General features: G+C 74.1%; 12 protein-coding genes and 1 tRNA gene. 5 read left to right on the top strand and 8 right to left on the bottom strand.

Going from position 1 to position 10,463, the window contains the following annotated elements:
- Positions 1-53: 53 nt before the first annotated feature.
- The 3 genes from SAM23877_RS11425 to SAM23877_RS11415 all read right to left on the bottom strand — a co-directional run bounded on the left by SAM23877_RS11425 (position 54) and on the right by SAM23877_RS11415 (position 2,787).
- Positions 54-281, bottom strand: a complete 228-nt coding sequence (locus SAM23877_RS11425) for an FmdB family zinc ribbon protein (protein WP_053130117.1) — start codon at positions 279-281, stop codon at positions 54-56.
- A 257-nt stretch (positions 282-538) separates the two neighbouring features.
- Positions 539-1,945 carry a coiled-coil domain-containing protein gene (locus SAM23877_RS11420; RefSeq protein WP_053130115.1) on the bottom strand — a complete coding sequence of 469 codons (1,407 nt, stop codon included), beginning with the start codon at positions 1,943-1,945 and terminating at the stop codon, positions 539-541.
- A 71-nt stretch (positions 1,946-2,016) separates the two neighbouring features.
- Entirely contained in the window at positions 2,017-2,787 is a 771-nt protein-coding gene (locus SAM23877_RS11415) for a DUF4097 family beta strand repeat-containing protein (protein ID WP_053130113.1), read from the bottom strand.
- Positions 2,788-3,005: 218 nt separating this feature from the next.
- Here SAM23877_RS11415 and SAM23877_RS11410 point away from each other — a divergent pair.
- Positions 3,006-3,080, top strand: a tRNA-Val gene (locus SAM23877_RS11410).
- A 105-nt stretch (positions 3,081-3,185) separates the two neighbouring features.
- Here the strand turns inward: SAM23877_RS11410 and SAM23877_RS11405 are convergent.
- Entirely contained in the window at positions 3,186-3,542 is a 357-nt protein-coding gene (locus SAM23877_RS11405; protein ID WP_053130110.1) for a hypothetical protein, read from the bottom strand.
- A gap of 115 nt (positions 3,543-3,657) precedes the next feature.
- Between SAM23877_RS11405 and SAM23877_RS11400 the strand changes: the two genes are divergently transcribed.
- Together SAM23877_RS11400 and SAM23877_RS11395 are read left to right on the top strand one after the other, a co-directional pair.
- The gene (locus SAM23877_RS11400) at positions 3,658-4,191 is read left to right on the top strand and encodes a GNAT family N-acetyltransferase (protein WP_053130107.1); all 534 of its coding nucleotides are present in this window, start codon (positions 3,658-3,660) and stop codon (positions 4,189-4,191) included.
- Positions 4,192-4,195: 4 nt separating this feature from the next.
- A complete protein-coding gene (locus SAM23877_RS11395) occupies positions 4,196-4,429 on the top strand; it encodes a DUF2277 domain-containing protein (RefSeq protein WP_053130102.1) in 234 nt (77 codons plus the stop codon).
- Positions 4,430-4,484: 55 nt separating this feature from the next.
- Here SAM23877_RS11395 and SAM23877_RS11390 read toward each other — a convergent pair whose 3' ends face one another.
- From SAM23877_RS11390 to SAM23877_RS11375, 4 genes are all read right to left on the bottom strand, one after another.
- Positions 4,485-5,159 carry a DedA family protein gene (locus tag SAM23877_RS11390; protein WP_053130096.1) on the bottom strand — a complete coding sequence of 225 codons (675 nt, stop codon included), beginning with the start codon at positions 5,157-5,159 and terminating at the stop codon, positions 4,485-4,487.
- 214 nt (positions 5,160-5,373) lie between these two features.
- A complete protein-coding gene (locus SAM23877_RS11385; RefSeq protein WP_053130093.1) occupies positions 5,374-5,829 on the bottom strand; it encodes a DoxX family protein in 456 nt (151 codons plus the stop codon).
- A gap of 239 nt (positions 5,830-6,068) precedes the next feature.
- Complete coding sequence (locus tag SAM23877_RS11380) at positions 6,069-7,703, bottom strand: alkaline phosphatase D family protein (RefSeq protein WP_053130091.1); 1,635 nt, start codon at positions 7,701-7,703, stop codon at positions 6,069-6,071.
- An 88-nt stretch (positions 7,704-7,791) separates the two neighbouring features.
- Entirely contained in the window at positions 7,792-8,436 is a 645-nt protein-coding gene (locus tag SAM23877_RS11375; protein WP_053130089.1) for an HNH endonuclease family protein, read from the bottom strand.
- Between the two features lie 423 nt (positions 8,437-8,859).
- Between SAM23877_RS11375 and SAM23877_RS11370 the strand changes: the two genes are divergently transcribed.
- Entirely contained in the window at positions 8,860-9,441 is a 582-nt protein-coding gene (locus SAM23877_RS11370) for a TMEM165/GDT1 family protein (protein ID WP_053130086.1), read from the top strand.
- 249 nt (positions 9,442-9,690) lie between these two features.
- The gene (locus SAM23877_RS11365) at positions 9,691-10,356 is read left to right on the top strand and encodes an HAD family hydrolase (protein ID WP_053130078.1); all 666 of its coding nucleotides are present in this window, start codon (positions 9,691-9,693) and stop codon (positions 10,354-10,356) included.
- Positions 10,357-10,463 lie beyond the last annotated feature (107 nt).

The following is a 10,463-nucleotide window of genomic DNA, read 5'->3' as shown; positions in this document are numbered from 1 at the left end:
CGGCGCGGCACCTGCGGTCCGCGCCACTGGGGCCCGTCGCCCGGGCGGGGCGGTCAGCCGCAGCAGCCTCCGCCGCAGCAGCCGCCGCCTCCTCCGCCGCCGCCCGACGAGGGCGCCGGGGCGGGCGCGGAGGTCGAGCCGCCGACCGCGACCGTCGACAGCAGCTTCACCGTGTCGTCGTGGCCCCCCGGGCAGGCGGCGGGGGCGGAGGACTCGGCCATGGGGCGGCTCAGTTCGAAGGTGTCGCCGCAGGTCCGGCAGCGGTACTCGTAGCGAGGCATGCGCACAGGTTAACCGGCCGGGCCGGGCAGGCAGCTCCGGCGGGGAAACCCCGGCCGGCTGGGGGACGTCCGGTCCGGCGGGGACCTCGGTCCGGCGGGGACCTCGGTCCGGCGGGGTGACCCTGGCCGGGCGGGACAGCCCGCCGGGCGGGGCAGCAGGCCGGGCGGGGACAGCCCGCCGGGCGGGACAGCAGGCCGGGTGGGGCAGCACGCCGGGCGGACGGGCGGTCGGTGGCCCGGCGGCCGTCGCCCGGTGGTCAGTGGCCGGCTCCGCGTTCCTCCCGGATACCGGCCACCACGTCGGCCACCGTGTGCCGGACCCCCTCCGTCTCGGTCAGGAAGTGCCAGTAGTCGGGGTGCCGTCCCTCCAGCGTGGTGATCGCCCGCTCCAGCCGGGCCACGGCCTCGTCCAGGGGGCGCGCGTGCCGGGGGTCGGGGGTGTTGCGGCCCGCCATGGCCAGGCGCTGGGCGTCACGGATCGCGAAGCGGGTGCGTTCGATCTCCTGCTCGGGGTTCTTCTGCACCGCGTTCAGCCGCCCCAGCCGGTCACCGGCGGCGGAGACGGCCTCGTCGGTCGCGTTCAGCAGCGCCCGTACGGTCGACAGCAGAGCGGTGGCGTCCGGCCAGCGCTGTTCGTCGCGGGCGGTCCGGGCCTCGGCCAGTTTCCGCTCGGCCTGCCGGACCGACTCCCCGGCCTGGTCCGGCACGTGCTGGAGGTCCTGCCAGCACGCGGCGGTGAAGCGCCGACGCAGCTCGCTCAGCACCGGCTCGACCTGTTCGCTGCGGGTGGTCAGGGCCTGGGCGCGGGTGCGCAGGGAGACCAGACGGTGATCGATCTCGGCGGCTCGCTCCGGCAGCCGCTCGGCCTCGGCGCGGACCGACTCGGCCTCCCGGGTGACTCGTTCGGCCCGTTCGAGGGTCTGGGGCACACCGTGCCGGCCGGCGCCCTGGTTCAGCCGGGTGAGTTCCGGCCCCAGGGCGGCGAGCCGGGCGGCGAGGTCGTCCGCCCGCAGCCCGGCCTCCCGTGCGGTGTCGAGGGCGTCGGAGGCGGCGAGGAGGGCCTGCCGGGCGCGTTCGACGGCGGGCGCCAGCCGGGCCAGTTGGGTCTCGGCCTTGCCGAGCAGCGGGCCGAGTCCCTCGGCGAAGCGGTCCAGTTCCTGCTTGACCCGGCCGAGTTCGGTCCTGGCGGCGGTCAGGTCGTCACGGGCGCGGGAGGCGGCGGACGCCTCCAGGTCGTCCCGGTCCAGGTCGTGGGCGTCGACGGCGTCGATGTACTGGTGGCTGACCTCGTCGATGCGCCGGCCGAGCGCCTCGAAGGCGGTGACCGCGCGCCGGGCGGCGGGGGAGGCGTCGACGGCCGCGATCGTCTCGACCGAGATCCGCAGGTCCCGCTGGGCGGTGTCCAGCTCGTAGAAGGCGGCCGCCGCGTCGTCCTTCGCGGCCTGCGCCTCGGCCCGCTGGCTCTCGGCCCGTCCGCCGAACCAGCGCCGGGTGCCGCCCCCGGCGAACGCGGCGGGCAGCGCGAGCGCGGCGAGGAACGGCAGCCCCACGAGGGTGAGGGTGTCCCGGAGGGCGCCGGGCGGGCGACGCCGGCGGGAGCGGTGCGGCAGGCGCCGCGCGCGCGGCACCATCGGCGAGTACGGCTGCGATGGTGTCGCCGTCACATCCCTCTCCCGTGTCGTCCGTCCTGCCCGGGTCCATTCTCCCACCCGTAAGGGACGAACACACGGGCCGGTCAGTTCGCGGTTCGGACCGTGACTTCGCCGTCCTGGGTCCGCGCGTTCACCACGTGGGAGCTCGCGTCGTCCCGGGGCACGGACACGTCGACCGAGCCGTCGTCGCTCTCGGCGGACACCTTGTAGGTCTCCCGGGGCAGGGAGACGGTCACGGAGCCGTCGTCGCTGCGGGTCTCGACCAGGTCCGGCACGGTCGCGAGCACCAGGCGGACCGAGCCGTCCCGGGTCGACGCCTTCACCTGCCGGGCGGAGACGTCCGCGCGCAGCGAACCGTCGTCGCTGTGCATCTCCAGCGGCCCGGAGGAGTCGCTGACGCGCACCGACCCGTCCGCCGTACGGATCTCCAGGCCGTCCCGGAAGCCGTGTGCCCGCACGCTGCCGTCGTCGGACCTCACCTTGACGGCGACGCCGCGCGGCACCTCGACGCGGTGCTTGGTGGCGCAGTCGGCGACCACTCCGGTGCAGTGCGTCCGCAGCTTCAGCCGGTCGCCGTCCATGCTCCAGGTCACCTCCGGGTCGGAGCCGATGGCGACCGAGCCCTGGAACCACCTGGTCACCTCGGCCTTGCCGGACGGGTTGCCGTCGGCGGCCACGATCTCCAGCCCGGAGTCGTCGGCGTCGATGGTCAGCGTGGAGCCCTGGAAGGCGAAGGTGCGGTGGTCGGGGTCCTTGTCCTCGTCGGCGGAGGCGCAGGCGCCGAGGCCGGCGACGAGGACGGCGACGGCTCCGGCGGTGGCGAGCGCGCGGACCGGAAGGATGCGGCGGGACATGACGGTTTCCCCCAAGGACGGACGACGAGGCGCCACCGGGACGATCCGCGGTGCGGGACCCGGTGCGGCGAGACTCCTCGACCGTACGGAGCGGCGGGCCCCGGCGGGATCCGGGTCACCGGCGGATCGGGGGTGGGGATAACCCCCCGCCCGCGGTCCCGAGCCCCCCGCGCGTTGCGGCGCACCGCCGGGGGCCATGTAGGCTGTCGACTCGTCCTGGGTGCGTAGCTCAGGGGTAGAGCGCCTGCCTTACAAGCAGGATGTCGGCGGTTCGAAACCGTCCGCGCCCACCAGGACCGGCGCCGTCGTCGTCGGTGCGAAGGCCCCCGGAGATCTTCCGGGGGCCTTTCGCGTGTCCGCGCCGAGGCCGCCTCGGGGCGGTGTCCGTCCCGTCCGTCTCACGCCTCCGCCGCCGGGGCGTCGCCGGGCGGGGCGTCATGGGCCCGCTTCAGCTCCGAGCGGGCGTCCACCTGGTCGGGGCCGGTGATCTGCGCCCAGTAGCGGTGGGTGCTGACGAACACGGCGAGTTCGCGCTCGCGCCGCCGGAGCTTCTCCACCTCGGCCTGCTCGTCCGCCGACCAGCCGGGGGAGGCCGGGCGCTCGACCTTGCGCCAGCCGTTGTCGTCGCTGAAGCCGTCGAGTGGCTCGACGGACCAGGGGAGTCTCTTCAGCAGGGCCGTCAGCTCGGCCCGGACCTGGTGCAGTTCCTCCTGACCGGCGAGGAGGTCACTGGGGAAGTCATAGGTCGTAGCCACGGCCCAATGATACGCCTGTTCGATTTTGAGGCGCGCGTTCCCTTCGGTGGTTCACGCGAAAGGGTGGCCCTCGCGGCCGGGGCCGGTGTCAGACCCCTGCTCTACCGTGAGGAGCATGGACGGCGTGGGCGAGTGGAGCGGGAGCGACGCGGAGCGGGTGCGCCTGATCCCCTGGGCGGAGCAGGACCTGTGGCTGCTGCGCAGGACCAACAGCCCGGAGATGACCGCGCACCTGGGCGGCCCGGAGAGCGAGGAGCAGCTCCTCGGCCGGCACAGGAGGTACACCGAGCTGAGGACGGGACGGATGTACCGGGTGGCGCTGGCGGACGGTGGCGAGACCGTCGGCTCGATCGGGTACTGGCAGCGGACCTGGCGGGGCGCCGAGGTCTGGGAGACCGGATGGGCGGTGCTGGCCGAGTTCCAGGGGCGCGGGCTGGCCGTCCGGGCGGCCCGCGCGGTGATGCGGGCCGCCCGCGCCGCCGGCCCGCACCGGTATCTGCACGCCTTCCCGGACGTCGGCCACGCCGCCTCCAACGCGGTCTGCCGCAGGGCCGGCTTCACCCTGCTGGGACAGGCCGACTTCGAGTATCCGAAGGGCCACTGGATCCGGTCGAACGACTGGCGGGTGGACCTGGAGAAGGGAGACTGACCTCATGTGCCGCAGCATCAAGACACTGCGTCCGCCGGTGCTGGCCGAGGAGGCCACCGGGGACGAGATCAGGGCCGCCGCCCTGCAGTACGTGCGCAAGGTCTCGGGGTTCCGCGCGCCGGCCGCGCACAACCGGGAGGTCTTCGAGCGGGCCGTGGAGACGATCACCGCGGCCACGGCCGAGCTGCTGGACGGCCTGGAGGTACGGGGAGGTGCCGGCGCCCGGAAGGCCTCGTGACGCTCCTTGCCCCCGCGGCCGTGGACCGGCGCGCGCCCTCCGCGGGACCCGTCCGCTACGAAGCCTCCGTCGCCCGGGGCCGGCGGCGCATCAGGTACGCGGCCCCCGCGCCCGCGCCGAAGAGGGCGGCCAGTGACACCCCGGTCGCCAGCCAGGTGGCGCCCAGCCACTGGCCGCCGAAGTAGCCGAGGGCGACGCTGTAGGCGGCCCAGGCCAGTCCGGCCAGGGCCGACCAGGGGAGGAACTCGCGCACCCGGCGGTGGGCGGTGCCGGCGAGCAGGGAGACCACCGAGCGCCCGGCCGGGGCGAAACGGGCCACGACGACCAGGGCGCCGCCACCGCGGGCGAGCGCCCCGCCGAGACGTTCCTGCGCCGTCGCCAGGCGACGGGAACGGGCGATGGCGCGGTCCAGACGCGGACCGCCGCGCCAGGCGAGGCGGTAGACCGCCAGGTCGCCGAGGACCGAGGCGGTCGCCGCGCACAGCGTCAGGACCAGGATGTCGGGCACGTCCTGCGGGACCCGCCCGGCCGCCGCCGCGCCCGATCCCGCGGCGGCCGCGGTGGCCGCCGTGATCACCAGCACACCGCTCGGCAGGACCGGCAGAAAGATGTCGAGGAGCACGGAGACGGCCACCACCACATAGATCCATGGACTGCTGACCAGCGAACCGATACTGCCGAGACCTTCGACCACCACAACTCCCCGTTCCTCCCCCGTGGGCCGGGCCATGCCGCGGGACGCGGGGACGGCAGGAGCGGCCGGTGACAGCCATACAGCGTACGCCGGGGGTGTGACAGACAGTTCACAGGGGGCTCGGGTCTTCACCACGGAGCGTTCACCTGGAAGGGGTGTTCACCCCCTCACGTGGCGGGGTGTCCGCTCGCGAGGGGGGGTGGTCGGGGCGTGCGGGGCCGCGCCCCGGCCGGAGGCCGTTCGGCCCGGATCAGGCCGCGACCGGGGTCTTCCGCTCGGCGACGGACTCCCCCCGCTCGGACGTGCGCCGGGCGAGCAGGCGGTCCAGGCCGAAGGCGCCGGAACCGGTGAAGACGAGCAGCAGGAAGGCCCAGCAGAACATGGCCGAGGCCTCGCCGCCGTTCTCCATCGGCCACAGGGCGCTCGGCTGGTGGACCTTGAAGTACGCGTAGGCCATGGAGCCCGAGGAGACGAGCGCGGCGGCGCGGGTGCCGAGGCCGAGCAGTACGAGGGTGCCGCCGACCAGCTGGATGACGGCCGCGTACCAGCCCGGCCAGGTGCCGGCGTCGATCGTGCCGCCGGAGCCCGACGCGCCGCCCAGGACGCCGAAGAGGGAGGCGGCGCCGTGGCAGGCGAAGAGCAGGCCGACGACTATGCGGAACAGGCCGAGGGCGTAGGGCTGGGCGCTGTCGAGGCGTCCGGACATGTGGGGGGTGCTCCTTCGGTCGGGCCGGCCCGAGGGGGGCCGGTGGGGGACGGAACCGAGTGGGCTGCCCACGTTAGGTGAGCCTAATGAGTACTTGCAAGTTCAACATTAGGCCATGACGTGACGTGCGGTTGTGCTTCGACGGCGGTCCACACCACAGGTGGGAGCGCTCCCACACCTAAAGCGGAGCCTGCCCGCATGACTTGTTTCCTACCCGGCTCCGCCCGTCCGCCTCGTGTCTACGCCAGTTCCCGCTCCGTGATCGTCCGCAGGGCGGGCGTCCCGTCCTGTTCCGCCCGCGCCTGTTCCAGGCGCAGCCGGGCCGAGCGCCCCCGCAGGGTCAGCGTCATGATCTGGTTGCCGAACCAGGGGCCGCCGGTCTTGCGCCAGCCCACCGCGGGCGCCGCGCAGCGTCCGTGCCGGGCGATGCGCCGGCCGAGGGCCCGCGCCGGGGCGCTCCAGCCGAAGCGGAAGCCGAGCCGGATCGAGAGCGGTACCGAGTTGTGGACGGGGGAGCAGGTCAGCTGTGCCACCCGGGCGTCGGGGGCGCGCCCCGGCCAGGACGGTTCGGCCACGTAGGCGTGGTGGACGTCGCCGGACAGCACGCTCACCGTCGCGGGCGCCCCCGGCCCGGTGCCGGCCTCGGCGATCAGGTCCGCGAGGGCGTCGAAGGAGGACGGGAAGGCCGCCCAGTGCTCCAGGTCCGCGCCGCGCCTGATCTTCTCGCCCTGCCGGGCCCAGCGCGCGCCCCGTTCGCCGCCGCAGATCGCGGCGTTCCACGCCTCGACGTCGTGCACCAGGTGGGGCAGCAGCCACGGCAGGGAGGTGCCGATCAGGAGGTGGTCGTAGGAGTCCCGCTCGTCCATGACCTGCTCGCGCAGCCAGGCGGCCTCGCCCGGGTCGAGCATCGTGCGGCGGTCCTCCTCCAGGACGCGGGCCGCGCGGGAGTCGACCATCAGCAGCCGTACGCGCCCGAAGTCGCGCCGGTAGCTCCAGCGGACGGAGGCCGGGTCGGTGTCCGCCCGGGCGGCGAACTTGCGGAGCGCCTCGGTGCCGTCGTCGCTCTCGCGGACGGCCGCGTAGAGGGGGTCGGCGGCCAGCTCGTCGGGGGACATGTTGCCGAGCTGCTGGTAGACCCAGTAGGACATCAGCCCGCTCAGCAGCCGTTCGTTCCACCAGTCGGTGGCCCGCATGTCGGCGAGCCAGGCGGCGGAGGTGTTCCAGTCGTCGATGACGTCGTGGTCGTCGAAGATCATGCAGCTGGGCACGGTGGACAGCAGCCAGCGCACGTCCGGGTCGGTCCACGACTCGTCGTAGAGGTGGCTGTACTCCTCGTAGTCCGCGACCTGGTCGCCCGGCGCCCGGTCCAGGCTCCGGCGGCCGGAGATCCACTCGCGCGTGGCGTCGGAGACCTCGTCGGCGTACACCTGGTCGCCCAGTAGGAGCAGCAGGTCGGGCCGGGCACCCTCCGGATCGGCCGCGATGCGGGCGGACAGGGTGTCCAGCGCGTCGGGGCCCACCGGGTCCTTCCCGCCGGCCGGGGGCGCGGCCCAGCGGCACGAACCGAAGGCGATGCGCATGTCCCCGTCGGCCGGGGACGTGGCGATCACCGACGGCGGGAAGCGCGAGTCGGGCAGCGGCCACACGCGCGTGTCGTCGAGGAAGACCTCGTACGCGGTCGCCGTGCCCGGCGTCAGGCCGCTCACCTGGACCAGGGCGTAGTGGTGGCCCGCGATGCGGAAGGTGCGGGCCGTGCCCCGGGCGCCGTCGGCGCAGCGCACCTCGGCGGTGCAGGGCCGGTCGGTCTCGACCCAGACGGTCGCGCACGAGCCGTCGGTGTATCTCAGCAGTGGTCCCAGGCGCAGTCCGGCCATGGTGATCCCCTCCTCCGTCGCCCCGTACGGTACGGAACGACGGAGGCCGACGGGCAGGCTCCGCGCCGAACACGTGGTGGACGGGGCTTCAGCAGTTCGCGAGCTGGTTCTGCAGGGCCGACTTCTCGGCGGAGTCCACCGAGAGGTCGTAGTAGTACTTCACCTGTACCCAGGCTCGGGCGTATGTGCAGCGGTAGGCGGTGCGCGAGGGGATCCAGGTGGCCGGGTCCTGGTCGCCCTTGGACTGGTTGACGTTGTCGGTGACCGCGAGGAGCTGGGGGCGGGTCAGGTCGTTGGCGAAGGACTGGCGCCGGGAGGTGGTCCAGGCTCCGGCGCCCGAGTCCCAGGCCTCGGCGAGCGGGACGAGGTGGTCGATGTCCACGTCGGCGGCGGCTGACCAGGTGGCGCCGTCGTAGGGGGAGTACCAGCTGCCGCTGGTGGCGGCGCAGGAGGAGTCGGTGACGACGCCCGAGCCGTCGCGCTTGAGGACGGTCTCGCGGGTGTTGCAGGCGCCGGACTGCGTGATCCAGTGCGGGAAGAGGTCGCGGTCGTAGCCGGTGCGGCTCTCCGTCTTCACCGTGAGGGTGGCGAGGTAGGAGCGGGCGGTGGCGCCGCTGACCGGGGTGGGGAGGGCGGCGGAGGCGGCCGGGCCGTTGAGGAGCCCGGCGGAGGCTATGAGTCCGGTGAACGCGGCGAGGAAACCGAGCCGTCGACGCGCGTAGAACTTGGGCATGCGAACTCCCTTGGGGGGTGGGGGTGTTGGGACGCGGGCAGGGGAATGCTCGCGACGCCGCATGGCGCACAGGTGTGCGGTCGGTAAGAAGTTAGTGACGTGTGCATGGCGCGTCTACGGGTCTGACAGGACTCGTGACCAGTCCGCCCCGGGACCTTCGCCCCTCGATGCCGCGCGGGGGCTCGCGTACTATGGACGGCGCAGAAGGGGAGTAGCTCTTCGCCGGACCGTCGACATACTGCTCAGCTCGTCTGAGCCGGCGCCCGGAGGCAGGCCTCGTGCGCGGGGCCGGCCAGCGAGACCTTCGGCAAGCAGTGCACGCCCGCGCCGTACGGCGGGGGCGACCGTGTGCTGCCGTGCCGAGGTGTCCGCAGCGCAGGACCAGCACTCTCGGTGGGGCGGCCCCGACCGATAGAGGATCCCTTGATCAGCCTGACCGTGACGGCCGTCGTCTTCGGCGTCGTCTTCCTCGCCGAACTGCCGGACAAGACCGCGCTCGCCGGCCTCGTGCTCGGCACCCGCTACCGGGCCTCCTACGTCTTCGCCGGCGTGGCCGCCGCGTTCCTGCTGCACGTCGTGCTCGCGGTCGCGGCCGGCAGCGTGCTCACCCTGCTGCCGCAGCAGATCGTGCACGCGGTCACCGGCGTGCTGTTCCTCGGCGGCGCGGCCGTGCTGCTGATGAAGAAGGACGACGAGGACGAGGAGATCCGCAAGCCGGAGGACCAGTCCTTCTGGAAGGTCTCCGGGGCGGGCTTCATGCTCATCCTGGTCGCCGAGTTCGGCGACCTCACGCAGATCATGACGGCGAACCTCGCGGCCCGCTACGACGACCCGCTTTCCGTCGGCCTCGGTGCGGTGCTCGCGCTGTGGGCGGTGGCCGGTCTCGGCATCGTCGGCGGGAAGGCCCTGATGAAGCGGGTGCCGCTGGCGCTGATCACCAAGATCGCGGCGCTGCTGATGCTGGGCCTCGGCGTGTGGAGCCTCTGGGAGGCGGTCGCGGGCTGAACGTGCCGAGCGGCGGCCCGCGGGCGGGTGGCGTGCGGGCGCGTCCCGGGCGTGGCCCGGGCGCGGGCGGGGTGGCGCGGGACGGGTGCCGGGTGCCGGGTGAGGCGAACGGCACGTGAACGTTTCCGCGGAGCGGTGGCGCGATCCCCGGTGTGTTTTGTACCGTGGATGAACAAAGTGGCTCCCGCCCGTTCTCCCTGACCGGCGGGCGGGGCCGCCTTGTTTCCTCCCCGCGTCTGGAGTCTGCCGATGACGGCCACCGCCACCACCGTTCTCACCGCCCGTGCCCTGCTGCTGGACATGGACGGCACCCTCGTCAACTCGGACGCCGCCGTCGAGCGCGTCTGGCGGCGCTGGGCCGACCGGCACGGGCTGGACGGCGACGAGGTCATGAAGGTCGTCCACGGGCGGCAGGGCTACGCGTCGATGGCGCTGCTGCTGCCGGACCGGCCCATGGAGCAGAACCACGCCGACAACGCGCGCATGCTCGCCGAGGAGACCGCCGACACCGAGGGCGTCGTCGCGATCCCCGGGGCGCCGGAGTTCCTGGCCTCGCTGCACGGCCTGCCGCACGCCCTGGTGACGTCGGCGGACGTGCCGCTGTCCACGGCGCGGATGGCCGCCGCCGGGCTCGCGCAGCCGGACGTCCGGGTCACCGCCGAGTCCGTCGGCGCCAGCAAGCCCGACCCCGAGGGCTTCCTCAAGGGCGCCGCCGAGCTGGGCATCGCCCCCGCCGACTGCATCGCCTTCGAGGACTCCGGCGCCGGCATCACCGCCGCCCGCGCCGCCGGGATGCGGGTCGTGGGGGTCGGTCCCCGGGCCGGGCTCCACGGGCCGGACGTGGTCGTGGAGGACCTGACGCGGGTACGGGTGGAGGCCGGCGCGGACGGGACGCTGCGGCTGCACATCGGCTGACGGCGGCCGGTGCGGCCGTTGCCGCCTGGCGGCGGGCTCCCTCGGGCCGGCTGATGCCCTGGACTTCTCGCGGGGCGGAGCCTGCGGTTCCCTTCGGGTGGCAGCCT

The sequence above is a fragment of the Streptomyces ambofaciens ATCC 23877 genome (genome assembly GCF_001267885.1).
GTDB classification, from domain to species: domain Bacteria; phylum Actinomycetota; class Actinomycetes; order Streptomycetales; family Streptomycetaceae; genus Streptomyces; species Streptomyces ambofaciens.
This window is presented reverse-complemented; position numbering and strand designations above follow the sequence as displayed.

Coding starts and splice junctions, on each gene's coding strand:
- SAM23877_RS11385 (WP_053130093.1), bottom strand. CDS start 5,829: ATGTCCGGACGCCTCGACAGCGCCCAGCCCTACGCCCTCGGCCTGTTC.
- SAM23877_RS11400 (WP_053130107.1), top strand. CDS start 3,658: ATGGACGGCGTGGGCGAGTGGAGCGGGAGCGACGCGGAGCGGGTGCGC.
- SAM23877_RS11380 (WP_053130091.1), bottom strand. CDS start 7,703: ATGGCCGGACTGCGCCTGGGACCACTGCTGAGATACACCGACGGCTCG.
- SAM23877_RS11395 (WP_053130102.1), top strand. CDS start 4,196: ATGTGCCGCAGCATCAAGACACTGCGTCCGCCGGTGCTGGCCGAGGAG.
- SAM23877_RS11390 (WP_053130096.1), bottom strand. CDS start 5,159: ATGGCCCGGCCCACGGGGGAGGAACGGGGAGTTGTGGTGGTCGAAGGT.
- SAM23877_RS11365 (WP_053130078.1), top strand. CDS start 9,691: ATGACGGCCACCGCCACCACCGTTCTCACCGCCCGTGCCCTGCTGCTG.
- SAM23877_RS11375 (WP_053130089.1), bottom strand. CDS start 8,436: ATGCCCAAGTTCTACGCGCGTCGACGGCTCGGTTTCCTCGCCGCGTTC.
- SAM23877_RS11425 (WP_053130117.1), bottom strand. CDS start 281: ATGCCTCGCTACGAGTACCGCTGCCGGACCTGCGGCGACACCTTCGAA.
- SAM23877_RS11415 (WP_053130113.1), bottom strand. CDS start 2,787: ATGTCCCGCCGCATCCTTCCGGTCCGCGCGCTCGCCACCGCCGGAGCC.